Origin of the sequence: Sphingomonas sp. Leaf407 (assembly GCF_001425385.1) — a bacterium.
Taxonomy (GTDB): Bacteria; Pseudomonadota; Alphaproteobacteria; order Sphingomonadales; family Sphingomonadaceae; genus Sphingomonas.
This window is the reverse complement of record NZ_LMQO01000006.1, coordinates 1-25,252: the sequence shown is the minus strand read 5'-3', so window position 1 is coordinate 25,252 and position 25,252 is coordinate 1. Positions and strand designations below refer to the sequence as shown.

At 63.3% G+C, this 25,252-nt stretch carries 21 protein-coding genes; 18 read left to right on the top strand and 3 right to left on the bottom strand.

What is annotated here, in order from left to right:
* The first annotated feature begins 38 nt into the window (after positions 1–38).
* Genes ASG37_RS15750 through ASG37_RS15740 form a run of 3 tightly spaced genes read left to right on the top strand, consistent with a single transcriptional unit; the run spans position 39 to position 2,348 of the window.
* A complete protein-coding gene (locus tag ASG37_RS15750; RefSeq protein WP_055762569.1) occupies positions 39–698 on the top strand; it encodes a hypothetical protein in 660 nt (219 codons plus the stop codon).
* On the top strand, positions 691–903 hold the full coding sequence (locus ASG37_RS15745) for a hypothetical protein (protein ID WP_055762566.1): 213 nt from the start codon (positions 691–693) through the stop codon (positions 901–903). The genes ASG37_RS15750 and ASG37_RS15745 overlap by 8 nt, the downstream gene beginning before the upstream one ends.
* Positions 900–2,348, top strand: coding sequence for a hypothetical protein (locus ASG37_RS15740; RefSeq protein WP_055762563.1), 1,449 nt, complete (start codon positions 900–902; stop codon positions 2,346–2,348). Before ASG37_RS15745 ends, ASG37_RS15740 begins: the two co-directional genes overlap by 4 nt.
* A gap of 239 nt (positions 2,349–2,587) precedes the next feature.
* Here ASG37_RS15740 and ASG37_RS17740 read toward each other — a convergent pair whose 3' ends face one another.
* Positions 2,588–2,857 carry a hypothetical protein gene (locus tag ASG37_RS17740; RefSeq protein WP_156349249.1) on the bottom strand — a complete coding sequence of 90 codons (270 nt, stop codon included), beginning with the start codon at positions 2,855–2,857 and terminating at the stop codon, positions 2,588–2,590.
* Positions 2,858–2,967: 110 nt separating this feature from the next.
* On the opposite strand from ASG37_RS17740, the gene ASG37_RS15735 reads away from it, so the two are divergent.
* The 5 genes from ASG37_RS15735 (at position 2,968) to ASG37_RS15715 (ending at position 8,552) form a co-directional block, all read left to right on the top strand.
* Positions 2,968–4,557: an adenylosuccinate synthetase gene (locus ASG37_RS15735; RefSeq protein WP_055762560.1), complete on the top strand. Its 1,590-nt coding sequence runs from the start codon at positions 2,968–2,970 to the stop codon at positions 4,555–4,557.
* Positions 4,557–5,216 (top strand): DUF7002 family protein, encoded by a 660-nt coding sequence (locus tag ASG37_RS15730; RefSeq protein WP_156349248.1) that lies wholly within the window; start codon positions 4,557–4,559, stop codon positions 5,214–5,216. Before ASG37_RS15735 ends, ASG37_RS15730 begins: the two co-directional genes overlap by 1 nt.
* A gap of 178 nt (positions 5,217–5,394) precedes the next feature.
* Positions 5,395–5,676: a hypothetical protein gene (locus ASG37_RS15725; protein WP_055762559.1), complete on the top strand. Its 282-nt coding sequence runs from the start codon at positions 5,395–5,397 to the stop codon at positions 5,674–5,676.
* 109 nt (positions 5,677–5,785) lie between these two features.
* On the top strand, positions 5,786–7,204 hold the full coding sequence (locus ASG37_RS15720; protein ID WP_055762556.1) for a hypothetical protein: 1,419 nt from the start codon (positions 5,786–5,788) through the stop codon (positions 7,202–7,204).
* Between the two features lies 1 nt (position 7,205).
* Positions 7,206–8,552 carry an anti-phage deoxyguanosine triphosphatase gene (locus ASG37_RS15715; protein WP_156349246.1) on the top strand — a complete coding sequence of 449 codons (1,347 nt, stop codon included), beginning with the start codon at positions 7,206–7,208 and terminating at the stop codon, positions 8,550–8,552.
* Here ASG37_RS15715 and ASG37_RS15710 read toward each other — a convergent pair.
* A complete protein-coding gene (locus tag ASG37_RS15710) occupies positions 8,549–9,847 on the bottom strand; it encodes a hypothetical protein (protein ID WP_200909840.1) in 1,299 nt (432 codons plus the stop codon). The two genes, ASG37_RS15715 and ASG37_RS15710, sit on opposite strands and share 4 nt — an antisense overlap.
* A 283-nt stretch (positions 9,848–10,130) precedes the next feature.
* Positions 10,131–10,457, bottom strand: coding sequence for a hypothetical protein (locus ASG37_RS15705; protein WP_055762549.1), 327 nt, complete (start codon positions 10,455–10,457; stop codon positions 10,131–10,133).
* Between the two features lie 22 nt (positions 10,458–10,479).
* Here ASG37_RS15705 and ASG37_RS15700 point away from each other — a divergent pair, with 22 nt between their 5' ends.
* The 10 genes from ASG37_RS15700 to ASG37_RS15655 all read left to right on the top strand — a co-directional run bounded on the left by ASG37_RS15700 (position 10,480) and on the right by ASG37_RS15655 (position 24,919).
* Positions 10,480–10,725: a hypothetical protein gene (locus tag ASG37_RS15700; RefSeq protein ID WP_055762544.1), complete on the top strand. Its 246-nt coding sequence runs from the start codon at positions 10,480–10,482 to the stop codon at positions 10,723–10,725.
* 73 nt (positions 10,726–10,798) lie between these two features.
* Complete coding sequence (locus ASG37_RS15695) at positions 10,799–11,557, top strand: hypothetical protein (protein ID WP_156349245.1); 759 nt, start codon at positions 10,799–10,801, stop codon at positions 11,555–11,557.
* On the top strand, positions 11,550–12,707 hold the full coding sequence (locus ASG37_RS15690; RefSeq protein ID WP_055762538.1) for a hypothetical protein: 1,158 nt from the start codon (positions 11,550–11,552) through the stop codon (positions 12,705–12,707). Before ASG37_RS15695 ends, ASG37_RS15690 begins: the two co-directional genes overlap by 8 nt.
* Positions 12,708–13,069: 362 nt before the next feature.
* A complete protein-coding gene (locus ASG37_RS18205; RefSeq protein ID WP_200909838.1) occupies positions 13,070–14,533 on the top strand; it encodes a hypothetical protein in 1,464 nt (487 codons plus the stop codon).
* Positions 14,534–15,057: 524 nt separating this feature from the next.
* Positions 15,058–17,097 (top strand): ATP-dependent nuclease, encoded by a 2,040-nt coding sequence (locus ASG37_RS15680; RefSeq protein WP_055762535.1) that lies wholly within the window; start codon positions 15,058–15,060, stop codon positions 17,095–17,097.
* A 5-nt stretch (positions 17,098–17,102) separates the two neighbouring features.
* The gene (locus ASG37_RS15675) at positions 17,103–19,109 is read left to right on the top strand and encodes a UvrD-helicase domain-containing protein (RefSeq protein WP_055762532.1); all 2,007 of its coding nucleotides are present in this window, start codon (positions 17,103–17,105) and stop codon (positions 19,107–19,109) included.
* Between the two features lie 498 nt (positions 19,110–19,607).
* Positions 19,608–20,819, top strand: coding sequence for a restriction endonuclease (locus tag ASG37_RS15670; RefSeq protein ID WP_055762528.1), 1,212 nt, complete (start codon positions 19,608–19,610; stop codon positions 20,817–20,819).
* A 30-nt stretch (positions 20,820–20,849) separates the two neighbouring features.
* Positions 20,850–21,731: a competence protein CoiA gene (locus tag ASG37_RS15665; RefSeq protein WP_055762524.1), complete on the top strand. Its 882-nt coding sequence runs from the start codon at positions 20,850–20,852 to the stop codon at positions 21,729–21,731.
* An 11-nt stretch (positions 21,732–21,742) separates the two neighbouring features.
* Positions 21,743–22,711, top strand: a complete 969-nt coding sequence (locus tag ASG37_RS15660; protein ID WP_235525270.1) for a DUF2971 domain-containing protein — start codon at positions 21,743–21,745, stop codon at positions 22,709–22,711.
* Positions 22,712–23,020: 309 nt separating this feature from the next.
* On the top strand, positions 23,021–24,919 hold the full coding sequence (locus ASG37_RS15655; RefSeq protein WP_055762518.1) for an AIPR family protein: 1,899 nt from the start codon (positions 23,021–23,023) through the stop codon (positions 24,917–24,919).
* Positions 24,920–25,252 lie beyond the last annotated feature (333 nt).

Here is a 25,252-nt window from a genome sequence, read left to right as displayed (position 1 = left end):
TGCTACATGCTCCCGGCGGTTGGGGCAGCGACCAAGGTGTGGAAAACAGCACCGCGCCTGCCCTGAACCTTGACGTGTGCCGTCGCGATGTCGCCGACATGACCGCAAAGGTCGATGCGGCAACCCGCATCTGTGAAGCCTCGATCAGCGAGTTACGTCGTCAGCACCACGCGCTGACCAAGCGCCGCGGACGCGGACGATCCGCCGATGCAAGCAACTATGCGCTGGGCGCCGGGCTTACTCTTGTTGGCATGGAGGGTGTCGACGACACGGCGCTGGTTGGACTGATGGCCCACCCCGACCAGATGCTGGCGTGGCTCCGTCAGGCTCGGGAGAGGGGCGCGGGGCCGATGTTCGGCGACCTCGTCAAGGCCGTGTTCGCCGATCCGGCATGCTATAGCTGGTGTCGCCGTTGGGGCAGAGTTCTCCAGTGGCGTCGCCGCAAGGCGCTGTACGATGCCGCAGTCACCAGCTTCATGGCGTCGGGCAAGGCTGGGCCGAAAGCGCGCTGGCGCCGCGAGGAGATCAGCGACGATCAGGCCGCGCTGATCGCGACGCTCGCCCACATCCTTAGTGAGGCACTGCCCGAGCTGGCGAACCGCGGCGAAGCCTTCGATTGGATTTACGCGCGCGGCGGTAATCCGACCTACTGGCAAGAGCCTGCATCGCCGCCTGCGCTGGGTTTGGCGCATGACTGACGATCAGGATCTGGAGGCAGCGATCGGGTGCTTCGAGCGGAACCGCGCCGCCTTCGAAAAGGCGCTGGGCGAGTGCGAGGAAATCTTGGCGAAGAGCGGGTTGGGGCTGGATCGCTACGCGCGTTTGAAAAAAATGCACGCGGCGTTGATAATCGAAGGGGCAGCGTTGCAGGATCGAATCAGTCGGGCGCTGGAGGAGTTATGACGAGCGCACGCATAAGTCGACCGGAGCAGCGGCGCCAGCTCACCGCCATGAAGCGCCAGACGCCGCCGGAGAACGCGCAACGCTCGTCTCACCTGATCTCGAATTCCGCCGATCCGCGAGCGATCCTTCAAGAGCTGGAGCTTAATGCGTACCAGCTGAAGGGACTGGTAACCGAGTTGCACCACCTCATCTACAACGGCGGCATCGAGGAAGCGGAGTACGGCACCCGCCTCTTCGATCCCGGCCTCTCCGACATCCGAAAGCTCCCGCCGGGGCTGCTCGACGCCAAGGAGGAACTGCTGCCAACAAGCCTTGTCCCGCGCACTCGGGAAGAGCTGAAGCGCTTGCTGATGCGGTTGATGATCCTCAACGGCGAGGAGGTGAACTATGACATGATCGTCAAGGGCTGGGCTGGAAAGCATCGTGCGCGTCACGCGCTCGATCATCACGTCAGTGATCTGTGGCGCATCCGCGATGTAAACATGACGCTATATGCCGGGTTGATTACTGGCCGCTTTGCTCCCGTCATCCGCTACATTCAGTCGGCCGATGTCTCCGCCGATATTACTAAGGTGCGTGGGGCCCTTATTCGCCAGGCGCTGATCTGGTGCAGCCACGACGTACAACTCGTCGTCGCCCGCATTGCAAATCCGGTCGATCTCGGCAAACTGGGCGTGCTCCGCGACGTATCTGCGGAACGATCACCACAGCGCGCCACGAACAGCCAGGCCGAGCGATACGCCGCCATTGCAGAAACGCTCGATGCGTTCTTCGGCTGTCAGGATTGGCGCTATAAGGATGTCGAGCTTGCGGCACCAGCGGCGGAAACCCTGCTTGCCAGGCCGAAGCACGTCTGGTTCGGCCGAATTCTTCGGCGCCTTCGCTCAAACGTGAAATCACCGGCGGGACCCGACCTGAAGCAGGTGACGGTGTTGATGCGGGCTGTCGCCGCCCAGATGCGCCATCCCGATCTGGCCAGGACAGAGTATCCCGATGGTCTGGTAAAGTATAAGGGGCCGAAGACCTTCCCCGCCAAATGGCACCATCTCACATCGCCCGTTTCCGTTATCGCGACTGCCGTTCGACGCCTCATTCAGGCCGAGCATGAGATCCCGGTTATCGTTGATGATCTGATCGCCAACCGGCAAAGCAAGCGCCCCACGCTGCTCAGGGGCAGCCTCTCAAGCTACTGCGACATGACACTTCCGCGCGGTGCAACCGAGCGGCTAGATGAGTTAGCCGCCTTCTACCACGACGGATTCATATCGGCACAGGCAACGAGCGAAGCGGTCGCAAATTGGAAACACAAGAAAGAGACAGCAGATTTCCTGTACGAAATGGGCGCACGCCGCCCCGCCGATCACCATGGGAACACTAGCGATCGTCGTCGCTCCTTCTATTTACTCGACGTTGTTCCTGAGCATCGATTCGCCGCTGGCAACTGATGGTGGAGACCGGACCGACCGCTTTTAGGCGCTGGAATGGCGTAAGCTGCCCTTCATTCAGATACCGAAGGCCGGCAGCTACGCGCCCCAAAGTCGGTCGTTCGTGAACTCACGATCCACAGCCGAAAGTGGTCATTCGTAGCTGGCTATCAATCCTGCACTTCACACGGGTGGGGTCACAGGTTCAATCCCTGTCGCGCCCACCATGTTTTCAAGTGCTTAGCTGGATACATGGTAGGTCACATGAAAACGCATGAGACAAATTCAATCTGCTTTTTGCGGCTCTGTGGGAACAGACACGGTCGCTCATGTGTAATGCGCAGCTTGGCTTCCGGGTTTCCTACCCGAAGGGGCGATGCTTTCTTCCAGCGCAGATTATCGGTGATAGGCCCATCGCCGGGCCTTTGCTTTGAACAGGCCGCCACGTCGCGCCGACTGTATCTGTTGAACTTCATACGGGTGAGAGGCCGCCAGTCGCGGTTGGCAAGCGCATGGGTGAGAATTGCCACCAAATCCGGAACGATTTCTGCGCGTTGAACGTCATAATCATAGCATCTCGCCGCAGGATCATTATGTTCGCTTCACGATGTCGGGGGACATCTGAGCGCGAGGAGGGGGAATGCGACAAATAGTCGCCCTGTCGGGTGCGGTTGCGAGCGGCAAATCAACTGTCGCTACGGCGATCCTGTCGCAATTCGACGGAACGCGATTGTCGACGCGCTCGATGATCCTCGAGCTGACCGGCTGCGGCAAAAGCCGGGAAGACCTCCAGGCCGCCGGCGACAAGCTCGATGTCGATACCAACCTGAATTGGGTCGGGGATGCGACCCAGGCCGCTGTTGCCGACCTTGCTCCCGATGCGATCGTGATCGTCGATGCGGTTCGCCGTCCGGAGCAGGTGGCCTATCTGCGCGAACTGTTTCCCGACATCGTGCGCCACGTCCATGTCATTGCCGAACCGGCGGAGCGCGAGCGCCGCCACCGTCGGCGCGACCATGATGTGATCGAGCCCGACAGCTACGACGCGGTGCGCGTCAATCTGACCGAAGCCGACGTCGACCGCATGGCGCAGATCGCCGACGTGACGTTCGACGCCACGCGCCTCGATTCCTGCGCGATTGCTGCTGTCGCCCTGGCGGGGCTCGGGCTGATGCGGCGCGAGGTGATCCCGCTGGTCGATGTCATCGTCGGCGGTCAGTTCGGGAGCGAGGGCAAAGGCAATGTCTGCTCCTACCTCGCCAGCGACTATCAGGTGCTGCTGCGCGTCGGCGGTCCCAATGCCGGTCACCGGGTCAAGGATCCCGACTACGACTTCATCCACTTGCCTTCGGGCGCGTTGCACAACCCCGATGCCCGGCTGCTGATCGGCGCTGGCGCGACCCTGTCGCTGACCGTCATCCTGCGGGAAATCGCGGAACTCAAGATCACGCCCGAGCGGCTGTCGATCGACCCGCAGGCGATCATCATCGAAGACAGCGACGTCGAGTGGGAAACCGGCGCGCTCGAGGTGATCGGCTCGACCAAGAAGGGGGTCGGGGTGGCGACCGCGCGCAAGATCCTCGGCCGGGGCAAGCAGACGTTCGGCGCGCCCGTTCGACTGGCGCGCGACATCATCGAACTCGAGCCGTTCGTGCGGCCGGTGCTGATCGAACTCGAGCGCGCCTACGCAGCCGGTGAACGCATCATGCTGGAGGGCACCCAGGGGACCGACCTCAGCCTGCACCACGGCATGTGGCCGCACGTCACTTCGCGCGAAACCACCGCCAGCGGGTGCCTGTCCGATGCCGGGATCCCGCCCAATCGCGTCCGCAAGGTCATCATCGTCGCGCGCACTTATCCGATCCGGGTCGGCGGCGACTCGGGCTATATGGGGATCGAGATCGATGCCAAGACGATCGCCGATCGCTCGGGCCTCGCCGTCGAGGGGATCATGAAAACCGAGGTCGGCACCGTCTCGGGCAAGCCGCGACGCATCGCCGAATTCGATCTCGGGCAGATTCGTCGCGCGGCGGCACTCAACGGCGCCGACGAGATCGCCCTGACCTTCGCCGACTATCTGTCCGCCCAGAATGTCGACGTCCCCCATTTCGCGTCGCTCACCGACCATACCAAGGCGCTGGTGTTGCAAATCGAGGAGGTTACGGGTGTGCCGGTAACGCTGATTTCGACCGACCCGCGTCGCGGCGGCATGATCGACCGGAGACCCTAGTGACTGAAGACGAGCTGATCGAGCGACATCCCAAGGTCTGGCATATGGCCGCCGACGGCAGCTGGCCGTCGATCCGCGATCACGGATTGCTGAGCGTCACCGCGCTGCTCGACCTCTACGGCGTGACCGGCGGCGCGCGCGCGCCAATCGAATCCGCCCGGCGGCCGCAGTGCGTTACCCTGAAGGCGGACGGTTTGCCCGACGCGGTGGTGCGCGACAACAAGCCGATGTTCGAAGCGTCGCTGCTCAAATGCCTGCAGAACGGCCTGACCCCGCGGGACTGGTACGAAACCCTCAACCGAAAGAGCTTTCTGTGGGTCGAGCGCGAACGGCTCGAACGGCTGCTGAAAGCCAAGGCCTATGCCAAGGATCCGCAGGTTGTGCTCACCGTCGACACCAAGTCGCTCATCGAACGCCACCGTAACGCGATCCTGTTGAGTGCCATCAACTCGGGCCAGACGCTTTACGTACCGCAGCCGCGCGGCACCGCGACGTTCCACCCGATCGCCGGATTTCCGAGCGGTGCGGGCCGGGTCGGCACCACGACCAAGCCCAGGATCGTCGAACTGACAGTCGAAGGCGGTGTGCCCGATATCGCCGACATGGTGCTCAAGGTCGAGCGCGTCGAAAGCGGCGTCTGGACTAGCCTGGAGGTCTGATCGATGCGCGCACAGACATCGCCGAGGCGCCCCGGACTCGCGCCCATCGCGGCCCTCGCATATGCGGATGTCCGGGCTCCGGTGAACAAGTTGTCGGCCGCCACGTTGAGTGACCCCTGGCCGCACGATCGTCGATCTCTTGCCAAACTATCGTTAAACCGGTACGAAGGGAGAACGGATGAAGCTGTTCCTGATCATCGCAGCGTGTGTCGCGCTCCCGATCTTCCTCTCGCTGTTCATGGCATTGGTGGCAGCGCTCGCGCATGTCTGGCGTGGCGGGACGGCCGAGGCCCGCGAATTTGCTCGCGCGGGCATTGGACTTCCGCAATTCTTCGGCGCTTCGGTCGCGAAGCAGGACAGCGGTTCGCTCATTTCGACGCGCGCCGGGATCAGCCTGCGCGTGACGGACAAGGGGCTTCTGGTCAACGAGACGAGGACGGTCGCCAAGGACGTCTTCTGAACCGCAGCCGGTAGGTCGTTCCATGTCGAAAACACAGGCGCCCTGGGCTGGCGCAAAACTTAATTATGCCGGCTGGGTGCCTAACGTCCGCAGCCATCTATCGTTCAGCATGATCGGCGCGTCGCGCCGTGCCGAAGCCTATACGCGCGCCTATAGCGGCGGAGCCTCGCGCCTCGTACTTGCAATCGAGCGGCGGGTGTCGAACGACTATCCGTGGTGGACGCCGGTGGTCGCGTGGTTGCGGCGCGACCTTGTCCATTATTGGCTGATGGAAGCGACGACCTGCTCGACCAGCATTCCCGTGATCGGCGAGGATGAAAAGGTCAATGGTGTGCCTGATCGGCAGGGCATGTTGAATGGAAAGGTCCACATCCTGCCCTACGCCCAGCGCAACAAATACGCTGAGGCGGACCAGAAAAAGGCGGGCAAGGCAATCATGCGCAAGCTGTGGGGCGCGCCCCGCCGACCAACGGACGACGAGCTCGAGACGGTCAGAACCAACGTCGTCAATCTCGCCACGGCCACCAGTGGCCGCATCGAGGTGCAATTCGCCCTTATGCGCACGGGCGAGGTGCGCTTGTGGTTCGCCGCCGAGGCAGCACCAGCGGTTGATCAGCAGAAGCTCGATCAGATCGCCGAGCAGGCCTATTTCTTCATCAAGGACATCGTCCACGATCATACGCACCACGAGCCGTCGTCCGATCAGATCACGCCCCTCATTCGGGTCGACCGTTCGCCTGCCGTTACCGCGACCACCAGCGCGTGCGCAGCCGCCGATGCGCAGGCTGTGGGGCAGGTAGGCGATGTCGATGATCATTCAGGCGAGATCGCATGGCGGCGCGAGACATTGTGGAGCCTGTCGCGCGAGGTCGAGCGGTTGAACCGCGACGGCAGCCTGATCAGCCTGCGCCGCTCGCAAGGCGTCATCGCCTATGCCGAGGCGTTCCAGCATTCGCTGATGGGACATGTGCGCACCGACGATCCGGATAAGCCGTTCACGAACGTCGCCAGCGGCTACACCTATGACTTTGGTCATCTCAAAGACTCGATCAAGGCAAGCATCGACGTCACCGCGGCGCAGAAAACCCAGGCCATCCAACTCTGCATTGCTGGGGTCGCGGCGTTTCTGTCGGCAATTTCGGTCGTCGGCTCATTGGTCAGCGCCAACAATGGTTCGTTGGCTAGAACGCCGCAGGGCATGCCGGATGGTGGGATAGGGTTCTCGAGCGGCGGCAACTTCATCGCGTTGCTGGCGTGGAACCCGTTCCTTGCCGGCGGCATCGGTGCGCTCGTGCTATACTTTCTGGTCAGCATCTCGCTCGTCGATGGTCGCGCAGGCCTGTTCGGCGCCGGCCAGCGCGTGATCTCCCAGTTCGCACGAGCCGCTTCGGTCAGCTGGGGTAAATCGCCGCGCCGCCAGTTGTACATCGATCTTGCCGTTCACGCGGTCGCGGCACTCTTAAGCCTAGCCCCGGTGCTCGGTTGCCTGTGGATCCTCGTTGGCGCGCCCGGTTGGTGGACTGACTGACGTGACCGAAACCCTAATTCTCTGGTCGGAACGACGCAGCGGTCGCACGGCGCATGTAGACGATGTTCGGTCACCCGACGAAGTCGACTATGCGCGCATTGTTCACTCGAGCGCCTTTCGTCGGCTTCAGGGCAAGACGCAGATTCTCGCGCTCGGCGATGATGATTTCTACCGCACGCGACTGACCCATTCCCTCGAAGTCGCGCAGGTCGCCCAAGGTGTGCTGCAGCAGCTTCGCGCACGCCGGCGCGACGACGAACCCGAATTGCCGAACCCATCGCTCATCTCCGCGATCGGCCTCGCGCATGACCTTGGCCATCCGCCGTTCGGCCATGGCGGCGAACTCGCGCTCAACTATTGCATGCGCGCCGATGGCGGGTTCGAAGGCAATGCCCAGACGTTGCGGATCGTCAGCAAGCTCGAAGGCTATTCGCCCGCGCACGGCGCCGATCTGACGCGGCGATCCTTGCTTGGCCTGCTCAAATATCCTGTCGCCCGCAGCCAGGTCACTAATCCGGCGATCGTGCCCTCGCTCGATCCGCGCGCGACAACGATCACCGTGCTCGACCGCGCGACCTGCAAACCGGCCAAGGCCTATGGCGACGAGGAGCGATCGATCGTCGACTGGCTGCTCGCACCCTTCAGCGACGCCGATCGCAAGCAGTTCACCCAATCCGCGTCAAAGCCCGGCCGCCATGCCAAGGCGCTGCACAAGACGCTCGACTGCAGCATCATGGATGTTGCAGACGACATTGCCTACGGCGTCCACGATCTTGAAGACGCGATCGCGCTGGGTTTCATCGATCTTGCGCGTTTTTGCGCGGCAGTTCCGCCCGAGCGCTGCGCCGTGCTGCTCCACGAACTCCGCGATCGCCCGCTCGCCGATAGCGACGCCGGACCGTACGATGCCCTGGTCTCCACCCTGTTCGGCGAGGCCGGCGCGCGCAAGCGCACCATTGGCCGGCTGGTCAACCATCTCCTGCGCAACATCGAGCGTACGATCGAGGCCGGGTTCGCCGACCAAGTGCTCGGTAGTCGAATCCGCCTCAACGCCGACGCTCGCGACTTCCTTGATGCCCTGCAGGCACTCGTCGTGACTGAAGTTATCGAGAGCGCGCGCGTTCAGCATCTCGAGTTCAAGGGTCAGCGCATGGTCGTCGCCGTCTTCGAGGCGATGGCGTCCGATCCGCGGCATCTCCTGCCCGACGAGGTGTTCGCCGCCTATGATGCCGGTGGCGGCAATCGGGCGATCTGCGACCATGTCGCCGCCATGACCGACGGGACATTGCTCAAGACCTATGAGCGGCTGTTCAGCCCGCGCATGGGTTCGGTGTTCGACCGACTTTAGGCGTCGGCTTCAGCAACCACGCGGGTCGGGATACCCGATTTGCGCACGAGGTCGGCGACATGGCTGGTGAGGCCGACGTCGCCATGGAGTTCGAGGCCCTGGTTCGGGTCGAAATGCGCCAGCGTATCGCGCAGCGCCTCGAGGCCGTCGCGCACCTCAAACGCCACCCAGGTCTCGCGATCGCCCGGCACCAGCACGCGCTGCGTACTCACCGTCGCACCAAGATGGAGCTGCACGATCCATACCGTGCCGCCGTCATAGACCCATTCCAGGCGCACCGGCCCGAACACGTCCATCGCGCGCTGTTGCGCGGCTGTCACCGCTGTGTGAACCGCGTCCGGCAAAGCCTCGGGCGTGCGCTTGCCGAGCATGAACAGATCGCCTTCGCCCGACAGACCCTCGATCACGATCTCGCCATTGGCGTCGATGATCGCCGCGCCCGAATGCGTCGCCGGCACCGCATCCTGCCGCAGCACCGAGGCAATGCGATCGCCGTCGGGATCCTCGTCGGCAAGCAGGCGGAACGGATCGAGCCAACCCTTGTGCGTGGTGAACAGCCCCGGCTCCTGCACGCGCGGGCAGGTACGGATCCAGCTTTCAGCGCTCCCGGTCGGCGTACCGAACACGAACGGAGCTACCCGCCTTGCGATGACCTCGGTGCGCGGCACCGGCAACCCGACCAGATCCGCCATCAACAAGCCAAAGGCCTTGTCGCCGACATGCTGGCTGAACCGGTTCGGCCAGCGCCAGCCCGGCGCGACATCATGCGGAGGCAGGTCTTCCCATTCCCACAACAGGGTGTGAGTCTGTCGCCACCCGCGCGGACGCGGATGGATGCTGAACTCGGTCCGGCCGGCGGGGGCGACCTCGGGCGTGAAGCCATAGACCCGCTGCAGGAGCGTCAATCCCAGATCGAATGGCAGCGACGCGACCCCCGGCTTCTCGACGCAGCGCGGCGTGTCGTCGGGCGCGAACTCGATGATGCCGTTCTGGACAACGCCCGAAACGCCGCCATCCTGAATGTCGACGGTCTCGTTGATGATGATGAACAGGCCATCGGCAGCGAGCCGGCTGACATTTTCGACCACCGCGTCGCTGGTCGTCAGTCCATAGACGAATTCGCGGCTGCGCGGGCTGTCGGGTGTATAGCTGCGGACGTTCACGGCGCCATCGACCGAGCGGTCGAGCAGCGCCTGCGCCGCGCTGGCCACCGAGTCGAATGCGGCATTGGGCTCGAAGCCGGCGACCCGGCAGAAGCTTTGTTCCAGACCGCCCTTGACCGGCACGTAGCTCACAAACTGGGCGACGTTTCCAACACGCGCCAATTCGTCAAGCGACTGGTCCTTGCGGATATTCATGTTCGATAATTTTCCCATCCGGGCAAAATTGAGCCCGCGTATCGCACCTTTACGCGCGCCAATGCCGGGCGCAAGCATCGTCGCGCAGTTGGCGGCGATGGGCCGCCCGGTGGCGACGGCCGGTCGCCGCGCCGACCGGGTCGACGGCGAATATCAGCCAGCACATCATCACCGTACCGACATTGACCCGACATTCACTGGCGTCGGGACGGTCCCGCCATCATGGGTTGCTCGCCTTGGACACCAGCACCGCTGCCTGCGCCTCGAGGAATGCGCGCTGTGCCTTCAGGACTTCGACCTCGGCCTGGGTCTTGGCCAGCTGGACCGGTTTCAACTCGTCGGGCTTGGGGTCGGCATCGAACGCCGCCAGTTTGGCTTGTGCGTCGCGCAGCTCGATTTCCTTCTTGAGCGCCGCCACCCGATCGCTATTCTTGAGATACTCTTCCTGGCGCTGCTTGTTGAACGCCGCGACCTGCGTCGCCGCATCGGCAGCGGCGTATCGCGCGCGACGGGCACGGGATACGTGCGTCGGGGAATATTCCAGCATGTTAGGCGAACCGTCCTAAGACATGCTGCTCGATCTCTACGTCGCGCAGTCGGTCGGCACCCGCGTTTCGGTCACCTCCGCATCGCACGCGTCGGGATCGGCATCGACGACCGCGCTGCGCTATCTCAAGTCTCTCGAACAGCACGCGCTGGTCATCCGCACCCAGGATCCGTCCGATCGACGCCGCATGCAAGTCACGCTGAGCGAGGCCGCGATCACCTTGTTGAACCGATGGTTCGAACGCACCCAGCCTGCCAAACATGGCTGACACGCGCCGCATCGCTGCAGCGTTGTGATAGCATCGGCTGGACCATTGACCGGCCTTCGCGCAAACATCTGCGATGAACCACGAAGATCTGGCTGCGGCGCTTATGCGCCTTAGAGACGGCGACGCGCATCTCGCGCCGCGCGGCGGTGCTGACAATCACGTACCGTCGAGCGACGGAAGCGGTGGGAGCGGCGAGCGGGCGACTGATGGCGGCGGGAGTAACGGCGGCGGCTTGGCAGCGCTGGCGGAAAACCTGCGCGCGCTGGTCGAAATCAACGTCGACCAAATCGCAGTGCCGTCCTCGGGTGGCGGCGGCGAAGGGCGTATCGGCTTCGGCGTCGTACGCTTCGCCGATCAGCGCTTCTACAGCGTCAAGCTTGGCAATCTGGCGCGCGATCGCCTCGGCGCCGCCGGGCTTGCCGGCGCCATGATGACGAGCGGAACGGGCATCGCCGCCATGATCGCCGCCGGTGCGGTGACTGGCTGGGTCGGCGGCGCAGCGTTGGTCGCGATCGGACTGGCGCTGATCGGTCGCGGCAAGCCGTTCGTCGCGACCTTTGGCCTCGATGAAGCGACCGCGCTCAGCATGGCGTGGGCACTTTCGAGCGTCGAGCACGGCTTTCGGCTGGTCACCTTCGACATGTTGGTCGCGCATCTGAAAGCGGTCGAGGCAACCTACAGCAACGCCGGGTTCACCGAAGCCAAGCTGACGAACGCGCTCAATCGCCTGAAAGCGCTCGGCATGATCGCTGATGCAGGCGCCGGCCGCTACCAGCTCGTCGATCGTATCCGCATGACCGACGCCGGCGAACTGCGCCTCACCGGTGACTGAAACGCCCGACGCCTTTGCCGATCGCATCGCTGCCCGGTTCGATATCCCAGCGGAGTTGGAGCCGCCGTCGCGCGAACTGCAGGATCTGCTTACCGCGCGGCACGCGGCTCTTGGCGAGCCACTCGATCCGGCCGAGGTCGAGCGGATTAGCAGCGGCCTGGGCCTGGTAACGTTGGTCGAGCGCATCTACGCCGAACTGCTTGGCTACTGTCCGCCTGCGCTCCAGCAATTCTGCCGCGACCATGTGCGGGTGCGCGGCGTCCGCTCGATCGCGATCGAAGGCGCCGTCTACAGTTCAGGCAGCGGCAGCTACGCCGTCATCGTCACCACCTCGCTCATGATTCTCCTGAGCAAGATCAAGAAGTTCGTCTTCGCCGAAAACCATCTCGATCAGGTAGTCTATTTCAACCGCAGGCCGGCGCAGGAACTGACCGCCGAACTGGCACGCGCGATAGTTTATGAGATCGCCGCCAACTTCCGGGCCGGCGAGGCGCGCGGACCGATTGTGATGCTCGACGAGCGCGGCAGCCAGGTCGTGCATGGCATGCTCGACTTTCAGGAAGGCTTTATCGTCGGCCATGAACTCGGGCATCTTCTCGCCGACCATTTGCTCAGGTCGATGCTCGCCAATGGGCTGCACTCGAGCTTCGGATCGCCGAGCCATCGCTCCGAATATCTTGCCGATATCATCGGCTATCAGCTCGCCCGACGGCGCGACTTCGACCATGATGGCCCCGAGCCGTCTCTCGAGACGCGCATGGGAATAGAAATCGCGCGGATTTCGTCGGTCTGCGAGTTTTTCGAGATCCTAGAACTCGCGGTGCCGGGCGCGACCGAAACTCATCCGGCGCCGAGCGACCGCATCGCCAATGTTCTGGCCACCGTCTACGGCGAACATTTCGGCGCGCACTACAACGCGGTGCGGCGCCAGGAGATCGCGACCTTCGACTGGGCACCGCAATTCGCGATCGGCGTCAAACCGTCGTTCATGGGGCGGCTGGTCCATGCGATGCTCACCAATGAGCGACAGATTGCAACCATGCTTCGCGAACTGGCCGAGCGAGGCCCAACCGTGTTGGCGGACATCGCCGCGCGCGGCGCAGCCAAAGGCAATGATCCGCGGCCGCCGGACCGCCCGTCGCCGGATTAAGACGATCGTCGTTGGATTGGCCGATCGTCCGTGGACGGGCGGGTATGGCCGGGTCAGGCCGGTAAGGCCTGGCCGGCTGGGTTTCGGTCAGACCGGACTAGGCTTGCCGAACGGACGCGGTCGGGCGGGCCACGTCTGCGTAACATGGTCAGCTCGATCAGGTCAGCATTGTCGGTGGCATGCTCACTTGGTGTGCGCGGCACAGAACCGGATTGGCGGGGCAGCGCCAGCCAGCTTAAAGTTGGTCAGGTCGCAGCCGGAGAGGCGAGCCTAGCCAATCTCGCGTTGGTCGGGTCGGACCGGGTCAGGTCGAATTACAGGAGGGGCTTATCGCCAAGGGAGACATCACGCGCACAGGCGTCTTGAACGCAATCGCGGAATTCGACGACATCGGTCGCTCCGCGTTTCTCGAACGCTACGGTTTCAACGGCGCGCGCGACTATTTTCTTGTCCACGAAGGCCGGCGTTACGACTCCAAGGCGATCGCCGCGGTCGCGTACAAATGGGCGCCGGGCGGAGACGGCCAGGCGCTGGGCGCTCTCGATTTGAGCGGCGGTCGTAACGACGCCGCGAAGCGGCTCATCAATCTCGGCTTCTTCGTGACCTCGCCTGAAGATGTCGGCACTACCGCGGGCGCATCACAAACGCCCGGAGTCTCCGGTGACCAATGGTCAGACAGCGGGTTGAATGGCGGCTTGGCGGCCGGCAATTTCGACGCCTGTGCCGCGCGCTTCCTCGGCCAAGTCCGTGTTGCGCAAAAGGGTCGTCCCTTCACCGGTTTCGCCGAGGGCGTCGCGGCTACGATGGAGGATTACAAGCCGCGATTGCGTGCCCGCGCGCTCGAGCTGCTCGATGTTTCCAGCTGGACTGACGCCGCGATCGGTGCGGGCGCGATCCTGCGCAATGTCATCGCGGCAATCGAAATCCAGGATGTCCGGCTCAATCTCGCAAACAATCTCGTCTTCTGGCAAAACCGCTTCGGCCACGCCAACCGTGATCACCGCGCGCTCCTCGAAGCCGCTGATGGCGGTGCGGCGCGCCGCGATCTCGAGGCCGCACTGTTCGGACTGTTCGCAGGCGGCGAGGACGAGGGTCTGGTCTTCGACCGTCTCGCCGACCTCACGCACCGCAAATATCCGCTTCTCGCCTATCTCTTCTACCTGAAGGACGGCGACCGGTTTCTGCCGATCCAGCCGACCGGCTTCGACGAGGCGTTTCGCGAGCACGGCATTGACCTGGTCACGCGCGGCCAATGTTCGTGGGACAATTACCGGCGCTATTTGAACGCCATTGCCGGCGTGCGATCGCGGCTCGAAGCTCATGGAGGGTTCGGCAATGTCGATCTCATTGATGCCCATTCCTTCTGCTGGCTGCTGGTCAAACTGCCGCTGGTTACCGCTGCCGGACCCGCCGGGAACAGGTCAGGGTCGCGCGGCGTCGATCCGGGTCGCAAGCTCGGCGCGCGTGACCGGGCAATCGCCACCATGATCCTCTCGGTCGAGAAGACCGTGCGCGACGCCAATGGCCAGAGCGTTCTGCGCACCGTCAAGAACAAGGAGCTGCATCTCGACCAATATGCGCTGCGCAAGTTGCTCGAGCGGCTCACCGATGTCCAAGGCGACCGATGTGCACTCACCGGCATCCCGTTCGACTATAGTGGCGCCGACCCGCGACTAGCGCCATCGTGCGACCGTATCGACAGCGCGGGCCATTATAGCGACGGCAATGTTCAGATCGTCTGCCGCTTTATCAATTTTTGGAAGGGGAGTGACGATAACGACGAGTTTCGCGAGTTGCTGGCGCTGATCCGTCGTGACGACTTTTGATCAAGCTGCGAGGCGCTAAGCGACGCCGTAGCTGCGAAAATTGCGACCGATTTTATAATAGTTTGGCGCGTTCGCACTGAGGAAGGAGTTGTCATCCGCATCAACCGACGCTGTGTGGAGCCGGCTCGGGCCGATTTTCACGGGGGATGGGGTCAAATCTTACGGTGTCCGCTTTTCGACCGCGATCTCCCAAAAGCTGCCTGTCCGCTGTCGGCCCAGAGCTGCCATTGTAGCGTTTGGGCTTTGAACCGACCGAAATTGGGCCGGAAGGCGACTGGCAGCTTCGGGTCGAAAAGCGCGAGAAGCGGGCTGCCTACTTACCTCATCGAGGACGCGGCCCCTCCTGGATGCCTTAATTGCGCGCGCAAAATACAACCGGTCCCGAGAGCTGCGCGCGTGTATCGGCACCGCCGCGCATGCGCCTCGGTGAAGGTCTACGCTAAAGTATCAACCCGTTCTCGTGTCAGCGAACCTGTTCTTGGCGTGTACTTGGGTGCTAGTCTCCCTCCTGGAGGGGGCCTTACGTGTATATCGCTGAGATCAGGATCGAAAACTTCCGGCTGTTCGGATCGGCCGAGCGCGCCTTCCATCTTCCGCTCAATCCCGGGCTGACGGCGCTGGTCGGCGAGAATGACGCGGGCAAGACCGCGATCATTGATGCGGTCCGGCTGGTGCTCGGCACGCGCGACCAGGATATCCTGCGCGTCGATCCGGTTGATTTCCACCAGAGCGCGCCCGGCGCGGGACGCGCCGACCAGATCGCCATCCGCCTGACCTTCCGCGGCCTAACCGTTGCCGACCGTGGCGCCTTTGCCGAGTTCCTCACCTATGAAAGCGTCGGCGAACAGCTCGAGACCGCGCTAATCGTCACCTGGATCGCCAAGCGCAACGCGAAGGAAGGCAGCTCGCGGCGGGTGCTTCCGCCCGAATGGCGCACCGGCGCCAAAGGCGATGGTCCCCTAATGGACCTAGGCGCGCGCTCGCTTTTGACCGCTACCTATCTGCGCCCGTTGCGCGATGCGGAACGCGCGATGAGCGCCGGACGCGGATCGCGGCTGTCGCAGATCCTCCAGCACACCGCCGAGATTCGGAACACCGGCGTCGGCTTCGATCGCAGCGCCAACCCGCCAGCCGAGCCCAAAGACCTCAGTGTGCTCGGGCTAGGCGACTATGCCAGCCACCTGTTCGGTGAAAGCGAAGGCATCAAGCAGGCGCGCAAGCGGCTCAACGAGGAGTATCTCGCGCCCTTGTCGTTTGCGGATGATCTGCTCCTTGCCCGCATCGGTGTTGCTGGAGCACAGGAGGACAATCTCAGGCTGCGCCAGCTTCTTGAAAAGCTGGAACTGGCCTTGACGGCGTCGGCCGATGCGGACAGCGCACACAACCGCGGGCTTGGGTCGAACAATCTGCTGTTCATGGCCTGCGAGCTGCTGCTCCTCGCGGCTGAAAGCGACGGCTTCCCGCTGCTGCTGATCGAGGAGCCCGAGGCGCATCTCCATCCGCAGCGCCAACTACGTCTCATGTCGTTCCTGCAGGCCCAGGCAAGCAAGCCCCGCGCCGATGGCCAGAAGATCCAGATCATTGTCACGACGCACAGTCCGAACCTCGCTTCGGACCTGCAGCTGGACAATCTGGTGCTGATCGAGGGCGCGCGGGCATTCCCGTTGTGCCGCGGCAAGACTCAGCTCAGCGCCTCCGACTATCGCTTTCTCGAGCGCTTCCTCGACGTGACCAAAGCGAACCTGTTTTTCGCGCGCGCGGTGATGATCGTCGAAGGCGATGCCGAGACGATCCTGATACCGGTGGTGGCCAAGCTGCTCGGGCGCGATTTTCACGAGTATGGGGTGTCGCTGGTCAATGTCGGTGGCGTCGGGCTTAGCCGTTATGCGCGCATCTTCCTACGCGAGAACCCGGAAAGGGATGGCGAGATCGGTATTCCCGTCGCCTGCGTGACCGACATGGACGTGATGCCCGATATGGCGCCGTGGATCGTCGGCAAGCTCGAACCAGGCCATCCGGTGCCGGCACGACCGCCCTCGCGGCGGCAATGGCGGATCAAGGCCGACCTTCCCGGCGAGCAACTTGCCCAGCGTCGTACCGAACGCCGCGCCAAGGCGTCTGGCCAGCGGGTCGAGACCTTCGTCTCCGACGAATGGACACTTGAATACGATCTCGCCTTTCACGGGCTCAGCAAGCAGGTCTATCGCGGCGCTTCGCTGGCGCTGGCGGACGACGCACTCAACGCCGGCGGCGCAGTACAGGCCGGGGTGATCGCCGGGGCCGATGCGGCCTATCAGGCTTTGGCCGATGCCGCTCATGATCGGGAGACGCTCGGCTCTCACATCTATGCACTGTTCGAGGCCGAGGGCGCATCGAAGGCGATCGCCGCCCAATATCTCGCCGAATTGCTCGAGAAGGAGGTGAAAGCCGGAACGATCACCGCCCTAGCGTTGCGGCAGCTACTGCCGCCCTATGTTGTCGCGGCAATTGCGCACGTCACCGCGCCCTTCCCGGCGCCCGAGCCGAATGGCGCCGCGGCACCGGGCCCGGCGGCGGCGGCCTGAAGCCAATGTTCCACGATCTCATCCGGGAGCAGGACGTCGCTTGGGCGGCGGCGCTCATGGGACTTGGACCGGACGGCTTTGCGCCGGTCGGTGATGACGACAGCCGGCTCCGGGCGATGCTCAATCTAGACACGGTCGATTTCGAGGCCTGTCCCGGGAGCGGCAAGACCACGCTTCTCGTCGCCAAGCTCGCCGTGTTGGCAACGCGCTGGCCGCACCGGCACCAAGGTATCTGCGTACTCTCGCACACCAATGCGGCGCGCAACGAGATCGGTGCCAAGCTCGGCAATTCGGCTGCGGGAATCTCGCTGACCCGCTACCCGCATTTCATCGGCACGATCCACGCGTTCGTGAACGAGTATCTGGCGCTGCCTTGGCTGCGCTCCAAGGGTCTCGTAGTCCGGTGCATCGATACGCAAATCGCGCTCGCCAAGCGCTGGGGGCTTCTGCCCGGAAACACACGCTGGGCGATCCAGAAGGCCCAGCTTAGCGAAGGGTGCCTAATCTACACCCGCCCCGACTATACGGGCGGCAGCACCGGCAAGTTTGGGCGGCAGACGCCGACCTACCAAGCGATCCTCGAAGCGCGCCGTACGGGCAGCGAACAGGGCTATTTCTGCTTCGACGAGATGTTCGTCTGGGCGAACGAATTGCTCGACAAGCGGCCAGAGGCCGCAGCAGACTTCCGGCGGCGCTTCCCCTTAGTGTTCGTCGACGAGGCGCAGGACAATAGCGAGGAGCAGTCAGCGCTCCTGCACCGGATCTTTTGCGCGGGTGACGCGCCGTCGCGCCGGCAGCGCTTTGGGGACTCGAACCAAGCGATCTATGCGCGCGCCGGCGCCGCGGGCGCTGCGACCGATCCCTTTCCCGGCGCCGCGGTCCAGGCGATACCACGCAGCTATCGGTTCGCGCAGCCGCTCGCCGATGAGGTGAAGGCGCTCGGAGTCGCCCCCCAGGACCTGGTCGGTGCGGGGCCGCCGCTGGAGCACGGCGTCGCGCACCAGGCGCCCACGCTGTTCCTGTTCGACGACGCCAGCGTGCGGTCGGTGCTGCCCCGCTATGGCGCGCATTTGCTCGCGACCTTCGACGCCCATGTGCTTGAACGCGGCGTGTTCACCGCGGTGGCGGGCGTGCACGATCTCGACGATGCTGGTCGGGTGCCGCACGCGATGGGCCATTACGCCCCCACCTATGATCCGGCCTGTGCGCGCAAGGAAGCGGCGCCAGCCAGCTTCGCGCAATATCTGGCACGCGCGCGGTTCGAGATGGCAGGCAGCGGCAACAGCGACAAGTTGGTCAATGCGGCGGCATCGGCGCTGCTCGCAGCAAGCGAACTGGCCGGCGGGACGCACGGGCGGATGACGCGCAAGTCGCCGCATCGCCGCGTAGTCGATCTCCTCACCGGCACCGAGGCTTATCCCGCCTATCTAGCCCTGATCGAGCGCATGCTCGCTGGCCGCGGCGAGATCGCGGACGCCGATTGGCAGGCGGCGGTGCGTCCGCACGCGGAGACGGTCGTCCGTCAGCTGAGCGGCGCCGAGGCGCTCGGCAATGCGGCGGCATTCCTAGCATGGCCGCAGGGCGCACCAGCGCTCCAAGCCGGGGCTGCGGCCATCGCGCGAACCGACAATCTGTTCGCCTATCCCGAGGACGCCCCGCAGGTCCGCGTCCGCCTGGGATCGATCCACTCGGTTAAGGGCGAGACCCATACTGCGACACTCGTGCTCGACAGCTTTTACTTCGCGCATCACCTGAGCGAGCTCAAACCCTGGCTCCTCGGCGCGAAGGGGGGCGGGTCGCGCCTGAATGGCCGAGGCAATGTGGTCGCTGAAGGTTCGCGGATGCTTGGCAGACTGCGACTGCACTATGTCGCGATGACGCGACCGACCCATCTTCTGTGCCTGGCGATGCGCAAGGATGTCTTTGCCGCGGGCGAACTCGACATTCTCACCGGGCGCGGCTGGACTGTCATCGATTGCTGTGCGCCTGCGCAGGCCGGAGCATCCGAATGACAGCTTCCGGATAGCCGACTGGTAGGTCTACTGACTGACATTGGGGCGCGTAGCTGCCGTATGATGCTGCGATGAACGAACGCCCGCTTTTGGCGCGCGGACAGTACGGTCTGAATGGCCGGATGTGGGTCGTCGTCACGGTGGGGCAGAGTGACTATTTTCGGCACACTTCCCGCCCTTGCATTATCCGGACGGCGTGATGGCCGCTGCTGGGCCGTCAACTGACTGGCAGGTTTCGGGTGAGGCTGAGAATGCCGCCACAAGCGGGCTAGTTCCTCAGCCAAGATCCAGCGCCCCGAGTTGTGCTCGTTCTCGATCTCGCTGGTTTAGAGCAATCGACCTCGGCTGCCGCCGCCCAGTCTCCCTGCGTCATACCGTGTTCCGCTGCGAGTTTGTGCAGATTGGCCGGGATTGCCTCGCCGTTGACGGGGGGCACAGCGGGCGCGACTCTTTGGCATCTTCTCAGCATAGTGGATTGATCAATGACCGGGACGAGCGATGCCAGAAACGATTAGCGAAGCCAGCGCGATCATGGCCGCACTTGAGCAATTCGAGGCCGCGGAAGCTAACTTGCTGAAGCTGGAGCGCCTCTGGGACGAAATCGCGGCAATCGTCCCGACCGGGATCGGCTTCGGAAAGAATATCGAGCATGAGGATCGCGCGCGTTCCTTCGAGCTGCTGCTGGCCGCACTGCCCAAGATCGACGGGTGGAAGCCGACCGCTGTGCCGCCCGATCTCGACGAGATCGCGCAAAGCCGCCTCGACGCGCTCGAGCTCGCCGAGGTCGGTGCGGAGGCGTCGGTCGAACGCTGGGTTGATGAGCCGGGCCGCGAGTTGCGCGAATACCGCTTCCGGCTGGGCAACACGCGCAAGGCTCTAATCCGCGATGCCCTCGTCAGCCTGATCGATCAGATCGACGCAGACTTGCGCGAACTTCGTGCGCTCGCGGGCGCTGACCCCAAGCCCGGCGCACAGCTCCACGCGGATCAGTGGGCGCCGGTGCGCGAGCATATGAAACAGGTCGAGGTGCTACTGGGCTCGAGCGTCACGAAGCCCGTGCGCTGGTCTGACATGATGCGTCACATAAAATTTGGCTATGTCGGCGATCTCGATGACATCGAGCGGGTGGACTGGCCCAATGTGAAATCGACCCTGCGCAAGGGCCTCTACGGCGTCAACGAACCGGTCCCCGTCCGCACCGACGATCTTGCCGCCTTGGTCGCAGCGCGGCCCAAGGGGCCGATTTCGACCGCGCTCGATTGGTCGAGCCTCAACGATGAGGGTTTCGAGCGGCTGGTCTTCACGCTGATCAGCGACACCCCGGGTTATGAGAATCCCGAATGGCTGATGCAGACCCGAGCGCCGGATCGCGGCCGTGACCTATCGGTCATCCGCGTCAGCCAAGACGAGCTATCGGGCATCCTTCGGCTGCGCGTCATCATCCAGTGCAAGCATTGGCTGAGCCGGAGCGTCAACGTCGCAGAGGTGGCTACCGCGAAAGAGCAGATGGCGTTGTGGCCAGCGCCGCGGGTCGATGTGCTGGTGTTCGCAACCTCTGGCCGCTTCACTGCCGACGCCGTCGCCGCAATCGAAGCGCACAATGCCGCCGGGTCCCTGCCGAGGATCGAGATGTGGGCCGAAAGTCACCTCGAACGGCTGCTCGCGGCGCGGCCTGCAGTGATCGCGGAGTTCGGACTGCGTGGGCACTAAGCGCGCCATTCGCAGCGGAAGGCGTTTGCCATGCAATATGCGCTAGTCGATGGCGCGCGTCGCGAGGCGTTTACGGGCGGCCGCGGTGCTTGCCCGAACTGCGGGGCGACGACGATCGCCAAATGCGGGCCGCGCATTCTCTACCATTGGGCGCATGTTGGCCGAAGGAGCTGCGATCCTTGGTGGGAGAATGAGACCGAGTGGCACCGGGCGTGGAAGAACCTCTTCCCCGCAGCGTGCCGGGAAATTTCGCACGTCGCGCCCGACGGCGAGATCCACCGCGCCGACATCAAGACCCCGACGGGAATCGTCATCGAGGTTCAGCATTCGGCGATGACCGATGCCGAGCGCATCGCGCGCGAGCAATTTTACGGCAATTTGGTGTGGGTGATCGATGGCCGCGGCTTTCGCGACAATTTCGACATCTACCATCTGCTGCCCGATCCCGCGTCCGAACTCGCCCAGGACATCGTCTGGGCAAAGGCGAGCCGGCCAATGCAGGGCGCGGCACACGGCATGTTTTTCCGCCTATCCGAAGGCCGGCGCGACTATCCCGAGCGGGCGATCACCAAGGCGAACCTGCAGTTCGGCGAGCTGCACGGCATCCACGAGATTCGCACTGAGGTCGATCAGACCTATCGCGGCCATCATCAATATGACTGGGTCCGCCCGCGCCGAACCTGGCTTGATGCTACCTGCCCGGTCTATATCGACTTTGGAAACGACCATCTGGTGAAGCTCGAAACCTACGACGACTCCGGCCTGCGGTGCATCTTTCTGGTCGCGAAACGCAAATTCCTCCACGACGTCATGGTCGAGAGCGATGCCCGCGCGATCGCGACGCGCTTCTATCCGATCGCCGGGCATAAAGGGTTCAGATCCGGGTCCGATCCGGTACGGTGGGCGCTGTGAAGGGGGAAGGCGTGCCGCGGCGGCTCTACAAATACCGCAATTTCAGCAACCGGACCCTGTCGATGCTGATCGACGATACTGTCTATTTTGCCGATCCAACGACGTTCAACGATCCGCTCGACACCAAACCGGCGCTTGCCGCCGATATCGACAACGCCGCACTCGAGACCATCCTTGCGCGGCTGATCGAGGACCGGACCGTCGCCGAGATGTCGGCGGCAGCGAAGACGCTCCGCTACCGTGGCCCCAAAACCCTCGACCATATCGCCCGGCATGGCCGCAAGGCGGCCCAGCGCGGGCTGGCCGATCTGCGCTACAACGCCACCGACCCGGAATATGAGATCGAGGATCCCGAGCGGTTCTTGCTTGGCTATTATGTCCAGGAAGAGCTGCTGCGCCGCTATGACAAGGGCGTATTCTCGCTGGTTGCCCGCGCCACCTGCCCGCTGATGTGGAGCCATTACGGCGACCAGCATCGCGGACTGTGCATCGGCTATTCAGTGCCGCCGGCCGCTACGTCAAATGTCCGCAAGATGCGCTATGGCGGGAGCCGGCTTGTCCAAGCCAGTGCGGTTGCCGCCATGCTCGGGGGCGATGACGCGGCCCGCCGCCGCGTTGACGACGACGTCCTGCTTCGCAAGGCCAAGCCCTGGATCTATGAGCGCGAATGGCGGCTGATCGGCTCGCGCGGCGAGCAGAATTCACCGCTTGAGCTCGAAGAGATCGTCTTCGGTATGCGCTGCGCCACCGCGGTCAAATATAGCGTGGTGCAAGCGCTGGCGCAGCGCAGTCGGGCTGTGGGATTTTTCGAGATCCGCGAACAGCGCGACAGCTTTGCGCTCGCCAGGCACAGGATCGACATTAGCGAGTTGGCTTCATCGCGTCCACGACGGTGCCGCGACATGGACGGCGTCTTCGACGCCTTTGCAGCCGAGATCGATCCAGTTAAGTCGAGCGGGGGCGAAACCGGCGAAGGATAGCAACTGTCGGCACGTCTGCTCCCCACCCCGCTCGCGATGATCGAGGGGCAAGCGGAGCTGCTCGAAGCGGGCGTCCGATCAAGATGAACGAGTGTCCGCTCTCGGGCGGTGCCAGGCGGACGTTGAGCGTCCGGCTCTGGGTCACGTGACAACGTCAGAAGGGGTCCGCTGCGGCACTTTCTGGTCGCGGCACTGCTTCACCGCGCGGTTCCACAGGACACAAAAGCAAACCTTGCGCCGTTTCCCGGGAGGTGACGCTTTGCAGCGAAGCGTTATAGCCTTAAGCAATTACAGAGAGCAGGACACCGGATGACGGGCGCAGAGGCCAAGTACCAAATCCTTCTGAATATCCTTGACCGCATAGTTCAGGGCGGCGCGGCGGCGGGTCAGCGTTCAATCTACCGAAACGCTAGCCAATCCCCCGCTGAGCGGGATCAAGCCCGCGCGCGTGCTTACATCCACCTTTTCCTTGAAGCTAAATATGGCCTGCACGAGTTCAACGATCGCGAGAAGCAAATTACCGACTCGTCCTATGACGGTGGCGTCGATGCATTCCACATCGATCACGAGAACCGCGTGGTCGTGCTCGTCCAATCCAAATTCAGGTCAACCGCGCAGAACTACTCAGATAAACATATTACTATCGGCGAGGTTTCCCGGATCGATGCTGAGCGGATTCTCAGGGGCGAGGGGCAGGACGCGAATGGCAATAGCTACAGCGGCCACATCAAGGGTCTGCAGCGGCAGCTGGCAGAGGTGCCAGACATCGCGCGTTACCGCTACAGGGTCGTTTTGCTCGCTAACGTGCGTACTGATGAGCAGCTAGCGACCGGCAGGCTGTTTCCCGACATGGAAGTCGAGATCTATGACTTCGAACGGTGCTACGAGGAATTAGTGATTCCCGTGCTCCGGGGTGAGCAGACCTACTTTGCCAATCTTCTGTTTAATATCGACATGAGCAATAAGTCGGCGGGCAGCCGGCTAAGTGCGAAGGTGCGGACAGAACACGGGCCGGTGGATATCACCGTTATCCTTGCTCCAACCATTGAGATTGCGCGGCTGATGTCCCGATATCGCAATTCAATACTGCGCTTTAATCCCAGATCATATCTCGAATTCTCGCAACAGGCAACAAACCGTCAGATTTGGGAAAGCATCACGGATCGTTCGTCGGGCGAGTTCGCGCTCCTGAACAACGGCATCACCATATTGTCTGACGAAACCTTCGTTTCTGAGCGGACGGGTCAAAGAGAAACGGCCCAGGTGGCCTTGCGCAATCCGCAGATCATCAACGGAGGGCAGACGGCGTTCACCCTAAGCAGGATCTGGGATGCGGCCTCCGATCTCGAGCGCGCCGCTCTCTTCGAGGATAAGGAGGTCGTGGTCCGAATCATTACGCTACCGGACATTGAGCATAAGAAGAGGCAGGAGCTGGTACGGGAGATATCTTCGGCCACCAACTCGCAAACGCAGGTGGTGACCGCCGATCGCGTAGTGGCCAACGATGAGCAGCGGGCGCTCGCCGAACGCGTGTTTATGGCCCATGGCCTGCTGTACGAGCACAAGCGCGGGGAATATGCCGAAGCGATTCAAAACGGGTTCGCTGGCCGGCAGTCCGTAGTTGAGCGATCGCTATTCCTGAGACTCATGCTGCTCGCCAGCGGGCAATACGAGAAGGCAACGAGAGCTAAGAGTGTAAAGAAGGGGGAGGGCTTTCGCGACCTGAAAGCGAACGCAGCCACGATTGAGCGGTTTGGCACCGTGCATTCCGTCTATCGTGCCGTTACGAGGGCGGCTCCCTTGGAACCGAGGCGGATTCCGGAGACGCTGGCGGTAGTCGAGGCAGTCATGGCTGCGATGGACCTGAAGCTGCTCCCCGAAGTCGATGTTATCGAGTCATACGTCCTCGAGATCGAGAAAATCTGGCCTACCCTCGTCGGCTGGTCGCGCCAACGCTCGCACGAGGGTAGGCGAGGAAAACGGCCGTCGCCCCTGTATGGATCTGATCCAACAGGCTGGGCCAAGACGGTGAATTGCCCGACCGACATCCGGGCATACTTCGCAAGGTACGGGCTCACCGCACCCGACGAGTTGAAGGCGGCGCTTGAGACCATGGCCGTCATCACAGAGCTCGGGCGTGGTCGGAATCGTCGGGGGGACGGCGGACCTGAGAGGCTTCCGGTCCAGTCTGACCCGCTTAAGCCATAGCGGCAGCCAACTGACCGGGTACGGCGCCGTGGCCCAGCCACCTGCCGACGCCGCCTCAAATTTACCTGAATGAATGGCGGAAGTTGGGAAGCGAGCAACACAATCTCAATGGCCGGAAGTGGGTCTGGTCCGCCAAACCGAATCAGGAGGCACTCGACGAGCTATCTGTCAGTGGCGCTTCGCTGCTCCGCAGGCGTAGCGGCGCGGTGCCCGTAACTGAGGACGCTGGTGATCCGCCAGGTGCCATCCTGCTTCGCCCAGACCATAACGAACTTGGCGATCCCTTCGCATCGTCCTGTCGCCAGTTCATCGCATCGTCCTGTCGCCAGTTCA